This window comes from Pseudoxanthomonas daejeonensis (assembly GCF_010093205.1).
GTDB classification, from domain to species: domain Bacteria; phylum Pseudomonadota; class Gammaproteobacteria; order Xanthomonadales; family Xanthomonadaceae; genus Pseudoxanthomonas; species Pseudoxanthomonas daejeonensis.
In genome coordinates this window covers 280,868-293,094 of sequence record NZ_PDWN01000001.1, presented here as the reverse complement: position 1 = coordinate 293,094, position 12,227 = coordinate 280,868, and the positions used below count along the sequence as shown (strand labels likewise).

Sequence of the window (12,227 nt, the reverse complement as noted above, 5' to 3'; positions counted from 1 at the left end):
GAGGGGCAGCGGGAACGGGGCGGCAGGCGGCGGGACAGTTGCGAAGGGACGGCGTCAGGATCAGTCGCGACGGGACGAGGATGGCTCGCCAGGCGTCCCGTCCCCGGTCACACGTCCCCGTCGCTGGACCAGCCCTCGCCGCTGCCGCGCTGGTACACGAGATCGGCTTCGTGGATGCCGCCGGCCGGAAGGGTGTCCTGCGCCGCCAGTCGTGCGTAGATCGGGGTGAAGTCCGGCGCGGTCGCGTCCATCAGCTGCTCGAAGCTGTCGATCACGAAGTAGGTCTTCTGGAAGGTGTCGATCCGGTAGCGGGTGCGCATGATCCGCTCCAGGTCGAATCCGATCCGGTTCGGTGCGGCCGATTCCAGCGAGTGCAGCGATTCGCCCTTGGACGAGACGATGCCGGCGCCATAGATGCGCAATCCATCGGCCTGGCGGATCAGGCCGAACTCCACCGTGTACCAGTACAGGCGGGTCAGGTTCTGCAGCGCGTCCGGGCCGATCGCGTGCGCCTTCACCCCACCGGCGCCGTACGCCTGCATGTAGTCGGCGAACATCGGGTTCATCAGCAAGGGCACGTGGCCGAACAGGTCGTGGAACAGGTCCGGCTCGGCGATGTAGTCGATCTGCTCGGGACGGCGGATCCACCAGGTCACCGGGAAGCGGCGGTTGGCGAGGTGTTCGAAGAAGTCGAGCTCGGGCAACAGGCCTTCCACGCCGACCAGGGTCCAGCCGGTCGCCGCGCCGAGGACCTCGTTGAGCTGCTCGAAGCGCGGGATCGCATGCGCGTCCATGCCCATCGCGTCCTGCGCCTGGAGGAACTCGTCGCACGCGCGCCCGGCCAGCAGTTCGCGCTGGCGCGAGTACAGGGTCCCCCAGGTGGCGTGGTCATCGGCGCTGTAGTCCAGCCACGGCTGCTCGACCACGGCGGTGGTGTAGACCGGGACGTAACCCTTGTCGGTCTGTTCGCGTTCGACGCGGCGCGGGGAGGCGGCTTCGGACATGGCGGTCGATCCTGCGGTGGAGTCCCAGCCTAGGGGGGAAGCGGCGCAACAGGATTGCAAAGTTGCAGCAATGTTGGCTCTGGATGCAATCTTGTTGCGCGAAAGACATGTTGCGGAGCAACAAATGGCCGATGCACCCACGTTCGACCGCACTGACCTGCGCCTGCTGGCCTTGCTGCAACGCGAAGGGCGCGCCAGCAACGCCGACCTGGCCGCGCAGGTGAACCTGTCGCCCTCGGCCTGCCTGCGCAGGATCCAGCGGCTCGAGGCCACCGGCGTGGTCGCCGGCTACAGCGCGCGGCTGGATCCGCAGGTGCTGGGCCTGGGCCTGCAGGCCTTCGTCCGCGTGCAGCTGGAAAAGCACGGCGCCGCGGGGATCGAACGCTTCATCGCGGCGGTGCAGGACTGGGACGAAGTGGTGGCCTGCCACGCGCTCACCGGCGACATGGACTACCTGCTGCAGGTGTACGTGCGCGACCTCGAGCACTTCTCGCGCTTCCTGCTGGACCGGTTGCTCAACGCCTCAGGCGTCGCCGACGTGAACTCCAGCTTCGTGCTGCGCACGGTGAAGGGTTTCAGCGGACTGCCATTGCCGGGTTGAGGGACGCGATCCGGCCCTCGCTGTCCTGGCCGGACCTGGTGACCGCGCACGGATGCGATGCGCGTTGGTCACACCAACTGTGAAGGGGCGAGCCACGATGAAGAGCATGACCGTCTTGGCCGCCGCACTGGCGCCCATGTTGCTGGCGTCCATGGCCCAGGCTGCGACACCGGCGCAATCGCAGGCGCAGGTGGCCGCGCGGACGATCGAATCCACGCCGCCGGTGCCTTACGACGCCGGCGTCTACCGGCTGCTGGTTCCCGCCGAATCGCAGGACGGTCGCTTCGCGGTGATCGAGCTGGTCGAGGGTCCGGGCTACCAGACCCCCTGGCACCGGCACGACGCGATGGAGGAGCGCTACTACGTCGCCGAAGGCACGCTCACCCTGAGCAGCGCGGAAGGCACGCGCGATTATCCGGCCGGCTCCTACGTCACCATCCCGCCCGGTGCCGCGCATGCGCAGGGCAATCGCACCGCGCAGCCGGTGCGGTTGCTGCTCACCATCACGCCGGGTGGCTTCGAACAGTTCTTCATCGACCGCGCCGAGCTGCACAAGACTGTCCAGCGGGGCGACCCCGCCTTCCAGGACGAAATGGTCAAGCTGGCGATGCGCCATGGACGCTGGCTGCAGCCGGCCGAAGCGCCATCGGGTGCGGCGACGCCGTGACAGCTCCGACATGGCGATAAGATCGCGGGAACACCATCCCGTGGAGGCGACCATGCGCAAGGTGATCGGCACCGGACTGCTGCTGTGGCTTGCACTGCCCGCGCTGGCCCACGATCCGGACAGCCACGAGCGCGAGATCCACCAGGCCAGCGAACTGGTGCCGTGGTGCCGGCAGGAGGCCGAAGCCCGCTACACCGCTCGCGGCGAGACCACCTACCAGTGGAGCGCGTCATACAGCGATCGCGGCAACACGCTTTCGGTCGAGGGCCGCCTGCGCGTGGAAGGCCGCGACGTGAAGGTGGAGTGCCGGATCGCCCGTGGCGCCCGCGAGCGCCACGCGTCGATCTCGGTCGCCGATCCGAAGGGCTGACGGGTGCGCCGCATGCACAAGCGAGGGCAATCGATGGGTGCGACTCCAACTATGTTCGCCCGGTCCCGGGTGAAGCCGTGGGTTGCCGGCGCCATGCTGGTAGCCGGCGTGCTCGCGGGCGGATGTGGCACACCGCCCGTGGCGCCCGCGCCGCCGGCCGCGACCGAGGCGCCACGACCCATCGGCGGTGATCGCGACGGGCACGGCTGTCTTCCTGCCGCGGGCTACCGCTGGTGCGGGCATACCGCCCGGTGCGAGCGTCCGTGGGAACTGGCGCAGGCGAAGGGTTTCGACAACACCGTCGAGGCCTTCGATCGCTACTGCGCCTTGCCACCGGCCGGATGACGGCCTGCGCCCGACCCGGGCGCCCGCACCAAGCGCACCTGCGGGAGCGTCTGCTGCGACTTCGTCGATGCCGGGCAGGGCTTTCCTGCGCCGCGGCGATCACCCGTGACGGGTCGCCCGGCTAGAGCGCGCCCTGCAGCGGCTGCGCCAGCGCGGCGGCCTCGGCCGCACAGTCGCGCCCCGGGGGCAGGCCCTGCGCGCGGGCATCGGCCAGCTCCCTCGTCGCTGCGGCTACATCGGCGCGGAAGACCGGATCGGCCTGCAGCCGCGCGAACGTGCCCGAGGCCATGAAGCGTCCCTGCAGCATGTCGCTCTGCCAGTGGACATTGCATACCAGCCGGCTCTCGCCGAAGTTGCGTCCGCGCGCGAGCAGCGCGTCGGTGCGCTCGGGCGCGACCTGCGAGAGCACCAGTGCCCAGGTCCAGCCGATCGCGACGTGCCCGGACGGATAGGAACCATTGCCGCGCAATGCGGCTTCGTCGTTGGGGGTGCAGGTCGGTGCGGCGTTCTCCACGAACGGCCGCGTGCGCTGGTAGCGCTCCTTGGCGGCACGGGTGGAGATCGCCGCATCCATCAGCGTGCGTTGCAGCAGGCGCACGGTCGCCGGCGTGTGCTGGGCGTCGAGGCCCACGCCCAGTGCGCAGGCGAAGGTGCCGGCGGCGAACGGAAAGTCCAGGTCGGCATCCTGCGTGGCCTGCTGGAAACGCGGCGTGCCGCGCAACGCCAGCGCGGCTTTCATCACGGCATGGTCCTGCGCCAGGGCCGCGCTTCCGGCCGCCGGCGGCGCCGGCACCAGCGCGAGGCTGTCGGGAATCGCGGCGGCGGTCAGGTAGCCGGCCGGGACGCCGGGCCGGATTTCCGGCACCGCTGCCGGTGCGGGCGCCGCCTCCGCCGCGCGCGGTGCAGGAGCACTGGTGCAGCCGGCCAGCAGCAGGGCGCCCAGCAGCGCGGGAAATGCCCGCGCCTTCGCGCGGGGCATCCGGATCGGTGGTTGAAGGCGCTTCATCGCGTGGCCCCGGCAGGTGTGGCGTCCGTCGCAGTGGCGGCCGCATCGAGCCCGGCGCGCAGCGCATCGAGCAGTTCGTCGCCGGCATCGTGCCGGTGTTCCCAGTACATCATGCCGCCGAGTCCACGCTCGCGCACGAACTCGGCTTTTGCCGCCAGCGAATACGGGTCGTCGTAGGTGATGAAATGCCGTGTGTCCGCATTCCACAGGTACGGCGCCTGGGCCTGCGCGTCCCAGTGGCGCACGTAGCCATCGCGGCCGGGCATGCCGCGCAGGTCGCGCCACGGCAGGGCATCGACGTAGCGCCCGTAGCGCTGGTGCACGCCGTTGTGCACCGGCTCGACGTCGGCGAACTGGCGGCCGTAGAAGGCCACGCCGACGTTGAGCTTGCGCGCCGGCACGCCGGCGGCGAGGAACTCGTCCACCGCCCGGATCGTGGTGCGGCTGCCGGGCGGCGCCAGCGCGGAGCGATCGAGCGCGGCGTGGTGGCCGGTGGTCTCGCTGAGGCTGCCATGGAAGTCGTAGGTCATCAGGTTGATCCAGTCGAGCACGGGCGCGATCCGCGCCAGCTCCAGGCCGCGCGCGGCCTCGCCGTCGGCGGCGGCGATCGTGAGCAGGTAGTGGCGGTCCTGTTCGCGCCCGAGCGCGTCGAGTTTCGCGCGCACGCCTTCCAGCATCAGGCTGAAGTTCTCCCGGTCCTGCGGGCGATGGCTGATGCCCGGGCCGGGCAGGGTCGGGTACTCCCAGTCGATGTCGATGCCGTCGAGCCGGTGTTCGAGCATCAGCCGCACCGCGCTGTCGGTGAAGCGCGCGCGCGATGCCGGTGTCAGCGCGGCCTCGGAGAAATGGTCCGCGCCCCAGCCGCCGATCGAGACCAACACCTTCAGTTGCGGATTCCCGCTTCGCAACGCGGTCAGTCCCGCCAGCGACCGGGAGGCGGTATCACCGGGCAGGTACACCTCGCCGTGCGCATCGACCAGGGCGAAGGCGAAGTTGATCGCATCGAGTTTGTGCGCGCTGACCTGCGGCAGCGCCGGGCCATCCATCACGTAACCGATCACCTTCAGTCGCGTAACTTCGGGCGACGATCCGGCCCAGGCGCTGGAGGCAGGACACATCGCCGGCCACGTCGCGGCGAGCAGGACCGCGGCCAGAAGGACGGAAGCGCGAGAGAGCCTGGAGGCCATGCCGTTCCGATCACGATTGCAGGCCGGCCACTATAGGCGCTCCCACCTCCGCGTCCTCAACCTCGCCGCGTGTCGCTGCCGATGGCGGGCGGGTGGCTGCAAATGCAGCGCCGCGAGACAGGATCCGGACATCCTTCCGGACCAGGCGTGGCCGGTCGCGTCATGGCGCGTCTGTCTTGCTGGCGCGCGTGGCGCTGGCGTGTCGGTCTCATTCCGGTGGCGGTTGCGGGGGCCGCGGCGGGAAGTTCAGGACCTTGCCCGTTGCCGGATCCTCGCGGCGTTGCCACAGCACCGGCACATGCTCGGCTGGCGGGGGTTCGAGCTCGGTGTGATCGCGCGCCTCGCGCTGTTCTTCCTCGACCTCCCAGCTGTAGCGCTTGCGCGGTGGCATCGGATCGAGGCGACGGAACAGGAAGCCGGACAGCACGCCGGCCACCGCGCCACCCAGGTGCGACTGCCAGGAGATGCCATCGCCATGCGGCAGTACCGCCAGTACCGAGCCGCCGTAGAACAGCATCACGATCATGCCCGCGGCGATGGACGGGCGGTCGCGGCGCAACAGACCCAGGGTGACCACCAGGAACATCAGGCCGTGGGTCACGCCGCTGGCGCCGAGGTGGCGGGTGCCGTCTTCGCCGAGCAGCCACGCGCCCAGGCCCGAGCCCAGCCACATCAGGGGCAGTGCACGCGAAGTGGCGCGCGGATAGACGCTGCCGGCCAGCGTGCCCAGGATGAGCAGCGCGGTCGCGTTGGCGGCCAGGTGCGCGACCGAACCATGCAACAAGGGGGCGGTGAGCAGGCCCAGCAATGCAGCCGGATCGCGAGGCGATACCGCCAGCGCGCCGACGGGCAGGCGTGGTTGCAGGACGAATACCAGCAGCAGCAGGCCGATGAAACCCAGGCTGAGGTTGAAGGCGAGCAGGAGCCGGCGACGGTCGCGCTCGGCGGCACTCGACGGCTGGAGCGGGTCGCGGCTCATGTTCACTCCCTTGTTCGAACCAGATCCATGGCGGCCATGCTGCGACGAATCAAGGGCGACGTGCAAAAAAACGGGCGCGGTTCGCACCGCGCCCAAGCTTGCTCACCCTGCTGGGAGAGAGACAGGAGAGAGAGCGTCCCTACTTCACCTCGAACTCCTTCGACTGGACGACCGTGCCGTCGAGGGAGATTTCGACCTTGTAGCGACCGGGCGGGAAACCGTCCGGCTTGCTGATCTGGAAAGCGGTGGTGCCGTCACCGGTGAGGCTCAGGTCGCGGCTGTCCTCATGCACGGTCTGGCCATCCTGGAAGGTCCACTTCGCGCCGAGCCTGCCGGGCACCGTCGCCGCGGCATCGCTGGTGCGGGTCGTGACCGAGGCGTAGATGGTGTCCTTCGGTGCGAACGTGGTGGCGGGTGCGGCGACGCGATTGTCGGCGCCGACGCTGTTGCCCAGGTCCAGCGCGGTGACGCTGGCGGTCGGCGCGGCGGCGGGAGCCGGCGTGATCGGCGCAGGCGTGGTCGCGGTCGGCGCGGGGGCCGGCGTGGGTTCGGGCTTCTTGCAGGCCGAAAGAACCAGCGCGGTGGCCAGCGCGGCAGAGAGCGGGTACAGCAGTCGGGTGCGGCTCATGTCGGGGAGGTCCTTGTTGTTCGGGAAGGCCGATCCGTATGAACGGTCCTGGGAGGTCAGGCCTGTGCAGGCGGGATCTTCAGCACCTGGCCCGGCTTGATCCGGTCCGGATCGTCGAGCTGGTCGCGGTTGGCCTCGAAGATCTGCGGCCACGCACTGGCCTTGCCGTAGAACTGCTTGGCGATCTTCGACAATGAATCGCCCTTCTCGACCGTATAGGTCTGCTCCGGCGGATTGACGATCTCCTCGGTCGAGGTGACGCCACCCTGCACGTTGGAGAAATCCGGGCGTTCGGTTTCGGTGCTGCGCGCGCCGCCCTGCACGTTGGAGAAGTCCGGCTTGTTTCCGGTACCCATGCGCGTGGCCCTTGTGGGGAGTTGGGGAAGCGCGGCCACGGTCTCACAGCGCCTGTTAACAAAGCATCTCAGGCTCGTGAAGTCTTTATTGTTTTTCGCCGCCGCGTGCCCGAGTTACTGGCGCAGGTCACGCAATGCAGGCGGGGGCGGCATGCCGACGCTGCCGCGCCAGGGGTTGATGTCCAGTCCGCCGCGTCGCGTGTAACGCGCCTCCACCGACAGGCTGGCGGGACGACACCGCTGCAGCACGTCGAGGAAGATGCGCTCCACGCACTGCTCATGGAACTCGGCGTGCTCGCGGAAGCTCACCAGGTAGCGCAGCAGCCCGGTACGATCGATGCGCGGACCGCGATAGCGAAGGTGCACGCTGGCCCAGTCCGGTTGGCCGGTGACCGGGCAGTTGGACTTGAGCAGGTCCGAGCGCAGGTACTCGTCGACGGTGGTTTCGCCATCGGCCGACAGGTACGCGGCGTCGGGCGGCCCGTAGGCGTCGAAGTCCGCTTCGATCGCATCCAGCGACTGGCCCTCGCCAGCGTCGCGCCCGCCCGCCATCGGCGGCAACCCGAAATCGAAGGCGACGGCCGCGCCGGCACAGGCCGACAGGTCCTCGATGATCCGCGCACGCAGCGCATCGTCGCTGTCGAAGCGCACGCCGTTGAGCGAGTTGAGGTAGAGCTTGAGCGACTTGGATTCGACCAGGTTCGGCGAGCTGGCGGGTACCTGCAGGGTCGCGGCGGCCGCGCGCGGCTTGCCGCGCCCGTCAAGCCAGCCCAGCTCGTACGCATGCCAGCGGTCGTGGCCGGCGAACGGCAGCGCTGCGCCGCCGGCCAGGCCGAGTTCGGCGCGTGCGCCTGCGCGCGGGATCGGGAACAGCAGGGTGCGGTCGTACCCGGTCGGGTAGGCGACCTCGCGGCCCAGGCTGGAATCGTGCGGAGTGCTCATGCGCCCATTCTAGTCGCGCATGCCCGAACCGCAGCCGGCTGCGGCGGGCCCGCGCGCAGCCCACGATCCGCCGGCAGCGAGCTCAGCGCGGCGCCAGCGCGATCAGCGCGATCGCCGCCACCGCCAGGACGATGGCGAGGCGATTCAGGCGTGAGGTCTTCTCGCCGAACGCGAGCACCCCCACCGCCGTGCCCAGCAGGACCACGCCGATATTCATCGTGGCGAACACCACGGCCGGGCTGCCCGGTAGCGCCTGGTGGGCGCGCACGTAGAACACGATGTTGCCGAAGTTGAGCACGCCCAGCAGTACACCGGCGGCAATGTGGCGCAGCCCGGGTCGCACGCCGTGGCGCAGGCGCCGCCATCCTTGCCAGGCGAGCATCCCGGCGAACGCCAGCATGAAGGCGACCAGCAGCGCGGCGGTCGCCGGCGTGCCCGACATCGCCAGGCGCTTGAGCATCACGTCGACCGCGGCGAACCCGGCCCACACCACCAGCAGCAGGAGCCAGCCGCGGCGATCGGCCATTGCTCCCCTTTCCGGGCGGGCGAGGATGCCGGCCACGGCGACCAGGCCCAGCGCCAGGCCGGCCAGCTTCATGGGGCCGGCACGTTCGCCGAAGAACAGGAAGGCCGCCGCCAGCGACAGCAGCAGCGACAGGCGCTGGGCCACGTCGGTGCGGACGATGCCCGCATGCCGCACCGATGCGGCCAGCACCAGGAACAGCGTCGGCAACACGACGGCCAGCACGAGCAGCTCGATCCAGGGCGCGCCGGGCTGGCGCAGCGCCGCCGGCGGCGGCTGCAGCAGCCAGGCGCACAGCAAGGCGGCCGCCAGGTAGTTCCAGGTCACCATCTGCGCCACGTCCCAGCCGCGGCGCGGTGCCAGCTTCAGCAGCACCGACACCAGCACGCTGCAGGCCACGCTGAGCAGGATCAAATGCATGGAAGACGCCGCGCCGACCGGGGGTGCGAGATTGTAGAGCGGGCCTCGCCCCGTTGCCCGGCGTGATCGCGCGAAAGCAGCGGGACGGCCCCCGCCCTACAATGGGCGCATGCCGCAACCTCCCTTCCCCCTCGACTCCGGAACGCTGCTGCTCGACGGCCCGGCCGGACCGCTCGAAGTCGCCGTCGACCTTCCCGAGCCGGACCAGGCCCGCCCGCTGGTCGCAGTCGTCTGCCATCCGTTGCCGACCGAGGGCGGCACGATGCACAACAAGGTCGTGACCATGCTGGCGCGCGCGCTGCGCGAACTCGGCGCGACCACCGTGCGCTTCAACTTCCGCGGTACCGGCCAGTCGGCAGGGGGCTTCGACCACGGATCCGGCGAGCAGGACGACCTGCGCTGCGTGGTCGACTGGGTGCGCGCCGCGCGAGCAGGCGATGCGCTGTGGCTGGCGGGCTTCAGCTTCGGCTCCTACGTCAGCCTGTCCGCGGCGGCCGGGCTGCAACCGGATGCGCTCATTTCCGTCGCGCCACCCGTTTCCGGGCGCGGCTGGGATTTCAGCCGCATCGTCATACCGGAAGTGCCATGGCTGGTGATCCAGGGCGACGCCGACGAGATCGTCGACGCGCAGGCGGTCTATGACTGGATCGACGCGCTGCCGCGCAAGCCGCAGCTGGTGCGCATGGTCGACACCAGCCATTTCTTCCACCGCAAGCTGATCGACCTGCGCGGTGCGATCCAGCATGAAGTGAAGGCGTGGCCGCCGCTGGCATGAGCGAGGCCGCCGCGTCCCGCCTGCCGTCGCAGGCCTATGCCGAAGGTGCCGCCGCCGGACGCTGGCGCGACGACCCGGCGCAGCATCCGGCCCTGCGCGAACTGGACCGCATCCAGCGCGAGCTGCTGGCGGCCACGCCGGCCGGCTGGCGCGCGAAGCTGGGCCTGGGCGGACGTCCGGCGCCGGTGAAAGGCCTGTACCTGTGGGGCGGCGTGGGTCGCGGCAAGACCTTCCTGGTCGACCTGTTCTACGACGGCCTGCCGCTGGAGCAGAAGCAGCGCACGCACTTCCACCGCTTCATGCGCGAGGTGCACGAACACCTGCGCGAACACGCCGGCCAGGCCGATCCGCTGGTGAAGATCGCGCGCGAATGGCGCCAGAACGTGCGCGTGCTGGTGCTCGACGAATTCTTCGTCACCGACATCGGCGATGCGATGCTGCTCGGCCGGCTGCTGGAGCGCCTGTTCGCCGAGGGCGTGACCCTGCTCACCACCTCCAACACCGCGCCGCAGAACCTGTACCGCGATGGCCTCCAGCGCGAGCGTTTCCTGCCGGCGATCGCGCAGCTGCGCGAGCACTGCGTGGAGCTGGCCGCCGACGGCCGCGAGGACTACCGGTTGCGCGCGCTGACCCGTTCACCGGTATATCGGCATCCGCTGGACGCGGGCGGCGAGGCGTGGCTGGCCGAGCGCTGGCAGTCGCTGGCCGCGGGCGCCCCGGCACGGCCGGGCGGCATCCAGATCGAAGGCCGGCGCATCGCGGTGCGCGCGCGTGGCCATGGCGTGGCCTGGTTCGACTTCGCCGAGCTGTGCGAGGGACCGCGCTCGACCACCGACTACATCGAGATCGCGCGCGAATTCCAGGTGGTGATGGTCGGCGGCATCCCGACCTTCGACGCCAGCAACGAAGACGCCGCGCGCCGCTTCGTCAACCTGATCGACGAGCTGTACGACCGCCAGGTCACCGTGGTCTGCACCGCGGCGGCCGCGCCGGTGGTGCTGTACAGCGGCACTCGCCTGGCCGGCGCGTTCGAACGCACCGCTTCGCGCCTGATCGAGATGCAGAGCGCCGAGTACCTGGCGCGCGCGCACCGCGGCTGAGGCCACCCGGGAAGACATGCGGCCCGTTGCGTCCCATGCAGCCGGCTGGGCCGCGCGAGCGAGTGGTGCGATGGCAAGCGGACCGCAGCTACCCGACGCATCGGTGGCGATCACGCTCCGGAGTCGAGCGCCGCCGGTGTCCGCCGAAGGTGCCATCCGGCCACGAACAGCCAGCACAGGTACAAGGCGATCACCATCTTCTGCGAGCCGCCGCGCGGCAGTTCGCGCCACAATGCATGCAGCCACAGGGCGGCGAATGCCAAGGCCGCCAGCGCCAGCAGCAGGGGGGCAATCGTGCGCCAGTGCGGATCACGATGCAGCGAGGCCGACTGCAACAGCATCGCCACGCCCACGAACAGGAAACTGGCGATCGCCGACAGCCCGTGGACGACCGCATCGAGGTCCCCGACCGCGTGATCGGGACTGGCCCCAGGCCAGGTCGCGGTCACCACCAAAGACACGCCGCCGGCGACGAACAAGGCAGGTGCCAGCACGTAGCGTGCCGATGGAGCCAGCCCGCGCCACAACCCCACGCCCAGGAGCACTGCCGCCACGGCCAGGCCGTAGTAGGCCGTGCGCAGCCACAGGCTGTTCGGGCCGGACAGATAGAAACTCAGCGGCGCCTGCCACCAGTCGTACTCCGGGCGTGCGCCCTGTACCGCGACCGCCACCAGGACAAACCACGCCAGGCCGGCGAGGGCAATGCCGGCTGCGTGGCGCAGGAACCTTGGCGGGTGGGATCGCATGCGCACAGTGTGCGCGAGGGCGGCCGGCCGCGGCGATGTGCGTCGCCGCGGCCTCCCGTTCCGGTCAGGTCAGCGCACGACCCGGCCGTCGATGATCGGGTAGTACACGGACGGGTTCGGATCGTCGATGTCGATCTCCAGCAGGCTGGTATCCCAGTGGTCGACGGTCAGTTCCCAGCGCCGCTTCTCGCCGGCCACGTAGGCTTCGATGTCCGGGAACAGCTTCTTGATCAGTTCGCCGCGCGACAGGCCCAGCGGCTTGGGTTCGGCCGGCGACACGCTGATGATCACGAAATCGTAGGGCGAGCCGATCTGGTGGTTGCGCAACGCGTACAGGTTGCTGCTGGTGGTGGTACCGGCCTTGATCTGCGCTTCCATGATCGGTCGATGCCACTTCTTGTAGAGCGCCAGCCATTCGTCGTGCTTGCCGGGTGGAACCTTGTAGTAGCTGACGCCGACGCGCGGCCGGTCGGGGAGGTCGCGTCCGGACAATGCCTGGGCGGCGACGCCCTGGATGCCGGCCACCGCCAGGCCGATGGCCGCGACGATGCTCAGGAGGTGTTTCTTGCCGATCATGG

15 protein-coding genes are annotated in these 12,227 nt (G+C 69.9%); 5 read left to right on the top strand and 10 right to left on the bottom strand.

The genetic code is table 11. The features are described 5' to 3' along the window. Positions 1–107: 107 nt before the first annotated feature. The gene (phhA, locus tag CSC65_RS01305) at positions 108–1,004 is read right to left on the bottom strand and encodes a phenylalanine 4-monooxygenase (protein WP_162408153.1); all 897 of its coding nucleotides are present in this window, start codon (positions 1,002–1,004) and stop codon (positions 108–110) included. Positions 1,005–1,128: 124 nt separating this feature from the next. Between phhA and CSC65_RS01300 the strand changes: the two genes are divergently transcribed. The 3 genes from CSC65_RS01300 (at position 1,129) to CSC65_RS01290 (ending at position 2,642) form a co-directional block, all read left to right on the top strand. Further along, the gene (locus CSC65_RS01300) at positions 1,129–1,605 is read left to right on the top strand and encodes an Lrp/AsnC family transcriptional regulator (protein WP_162408152.1); all 477 of its coding nucleotides are present in this window, start codon (positions 1,129–1,131) and stop codon (positions 1,603–1,605) included. A 106-nt stretch (positions 1,606–1,711) separates the two neighbouring features. Further along, on the top strand, positions 1,712–2,272 hold the full coding sequence (locus CSC65_RS01295) for a cupin domain-containing protein (protein ID WP_162408151.1): 561 nt from the start codon (positions 1,712–1,714) through the stop codon (positions 2,270–2,272). 52 nt (positions 2,273–2,324) lie between these two features. Continuing rightward, a complete protein-coding gene (locus CSC65_RS01290; protein ID WP_162408150.1) occupies positions 2,325–2,642 on the top strand; it encodes a hypothetical protein in 318 nt (105 codons plus the stop codon). Positions 2,643–3,108: 466 nt separating this feature from the next. Here the strand turns inward: CSC65_RS01290 and CSC65_RS01285 are convergent, their stop codons facing one another. From CSC65_RS01285 to CSC65_RS01255, 7 genes are all read right to left on the bottom strand, one after another. After that, positions 3,109–3,966, bottom strand: a complete 858-nt coding sequence (locus CSC65_RS01285; RefSeq protein WP_162408149.1) for an acid phosphatase — start codon at positions 3,964–3,966, stop codon at positions 3,109–3,111. Between the two features lie 23 nt (positions 3,967–3,989). Then, complete coding sequence (locus CSC65_RS01280; RefSeq protein WP_238390224.1) at positions 3,990–5,180, bottom strand: glycoside hydrolase family 18 protein; 1,191 nt, start codon at positions 5,178–5,180, stop codon at positions 3,990–3,992. 208 nt (positions 5,181–5,388) lie between these two features. Next, a complete protein-coding gene (locus CSC65_RS01275; RefSeq protein WP_162408147.1) occupies positions 5,389–6,159 on the bottom strand; it encodes a rhomboid family intramembrane serine protease in 771 nt (256 codons plus the stop codon). A 139-nt stretch (positions 6,160–6,298) separates the two neighbouring features. Further along, on the bottom strand, positions 6,299–6,787 hold the full coding sequence (locus tag CSC65_RS01270) for a hypothetical protein (protein WP_162408146.1): 489 nt from the start codon (positions 6,785–6,787) through the stop codon (positions 6,299–6,301). Between the two features lie 56 nt (positions 6,788–6,843). After that, positions 6,844–7,143, bottom strand: coding sequence for a LysM peptidoglycan-binding domain-containing protein (locus CSC65_RS01265; RefSeq protein WP_162408145.1), 300 nt, complete (start codon positions 7,141–7,143; stop codon positions 6,844–6,846). A 114-nt stretch (positions 7,144–7,257) separates the two neighbouring features. Beyond that, a complete protein-coding gene (gene queF / locus CSC65_RS01260) occupies positions 7,258–8,085 on the bottom strand; it encodes an NADPH-dependent 7-cyano-7-deazaguanine reductase QueF (protein ID WP_162408144.1) in 828 nt (275 codons plus the stop codon). 82 nt (positions 8,086–8,167) lie between these two features. Next, complete coding sequence (locus CSC65_RS01255) at positions 8,168–9,028, bottom strand: EamA family transporter (RefSeq protein WP_162408143.1); 861 nt, start codon at positions 9,026–9,028, stop codon at positions 8,168–8,170. Between the two features lie 109 nt (positions 9,029–9,137). Between CSC65_RS01255 and CSC65_RS01250 the strand changes: the two genes are divergently transcribed. Then, the gene (locus CSC65_RS01250) at positions 9,138–9,803 is read left to right on the top strand and encodes an alpha/beta hydrolase (RefSeq protein ID WP_162408142.1); all 666 of its coding nucleotides are present in this window, start codon (positions 9,138–9,140) and stop codon (positions 9,801–9,803) included. After that, positions 9,800–10,903 carry a cell division protein ZapE gene (zapE, locus tag CSC65_RS01245; RefSeq protein WP_162408245.1) on the top strand — a complete coding sequence of 368 codons (1,104 nt, stop codon included), beginning with the start codon at positions 9,800–9,802 and terminating at the stop codon, positions 10,901–10,903. The genes CSC65_RS01250 and zapE overlap by 4 nt, the downstream gene beginning before the upstream one ends. Before the next feature lie 110 nt (positions 10,904–11,013). On the opposite strand, the gene CSC65_RS01240 is transcribed toward zapE, so the two are convergent. Further along, positions 11,014–11,649, bottom strand: coding sequence for a DUF998 domain-containing protein (locus tag CSC65_RS01240; protein ID WP_162408141.1), 636 nt, complete (start codon positions 11,647–11,649; stop codon positions 11,014–11,016). A 69-nt stretch (positions 11,650–11,718) separates the two neighbouring features. Then, positions 11,719–12,225 (bottom strand): hypothetical protein, encoded by a 507-nt coding sequence (locus CSC65_RS01235; RefSeq protein ID WP_162408140.1) that lies wholly within the window; start codon positions 12,223–12,225, stop codon positions 11,719–11,721. Positions 12,226–12,227: the final 2 nt, after the last annotated feature.

Excerpts from the sequence above, each read along its gene's own strand:
- CSC65_RS01250 (WP_162408142.1), top strand. The coding sequence starts at position 9,138 with ATGCCGCAACCTCCCTTCCCCCTCGACTCCGGAACGCTGCTGCTCGAC.
- CSC65_RS01265 (WP_162408145.1), bottom strand. The coding sequence starts at position 7,143 with ATGGGTACCGGAAACAAGCCGGACTTCTCCAACGTGCAGGGCGGCGCG.
- zapE (WP_162408245.1), top strand. The coding sequence starts at position 9,800 with ATGAGCGAGGCCGCCGCGTCCCGCCTGCCGTCGCAGGCCTATGCCGAA.
- phhA (WP_162408153.1), bottom strand. The coding sequence starts at position 1,004 with ATGTCCGAAGCCGCCTCCCCGCGCCGCGTCGAACGCGAACAGACCGAC.
- CSC65_RS01235 (WP_162408140.1), bottom strand. The coding sequence starts at position 12,225 with ATGATCGGCAAGAAACACCTCCTGAGCATCGTCGCGGCCATCGGCCTG.
- CSC65_RS01295 (WP_162408151.1), top strand. The coding sequence starts at position 1,712 with ATGACCGTCTTGGCCGCCGCACTGGCGCCCATGTTGCTGGCGTCCATG.
- CSC65_RS01275 (WP_162408147.1), bottom strand. The coding sequence starts at position 6,159 with ATGAGCCGCGACCCGCTCCAGCCGTCGAGTGCCGCCGAGCGCGACCGT.
- queF (WP_162408144.1), bottom strand. The coding sequence starts at position 8,085 with ATGAGCACTCCGCACGATTCCAGCCTGGGCCGCGAGGTCGCCTACCCG.
- CSC65_RS01270 (WP_162408146.1), bottom strand. The coding sequence starts at position 6,787 with ATGAGCCGCACCCGACTGCTGTACCCGCTCTCTGCCGCGCTGGCCACC.
- CSC65_RS01290 (WP_162408150.1), top strand. The coding sequence starts at position 2,325 with ATGCGCAAGGTGATCGGCACCGGACTGCTGCTGTGGCTTGCACTGCCC.
- CSC65_RS01300 (WP_162408152.1), top strand. The coding sequence starts at position 1,129 with ATGGCCGATGCACCCACGTTCGACCGCACTGACCTGCGCCTGCTGGCC.
- CSC65_RS01285 (WP_162408149.1), bottom strand. The coding sequence starts at position 3,966 with ATGCCCCGCGCGAAGGCGCGGGCATTTCCCGCGCTGCTGGGCGCCCTG.
- CSC65_RS01255 (WP_162408143.1), bottom strand. The coding sequence starts at position 9,028 with ATGCATTTGATCCTGCTCAGCGTGGCCTGCAGCGTGCTGGTGTCGGTG.
- CSC65_RS01280 (WP_238390224.1), bottom strand. The coding sequence starts at position 5,180 with ATGGCCTCCAGGCTCTCTCGCGCTTCCGTCCTTCTGGCCGCGGTCCTG.
- CSC65_RS01240 (WP_162408141.1), bottom strand. The coding sequence starts at position 11,649 with ATGCGATCCCACCCGCCAAGGTTCCTGCGCCACGCAGCCGGCATTGCC.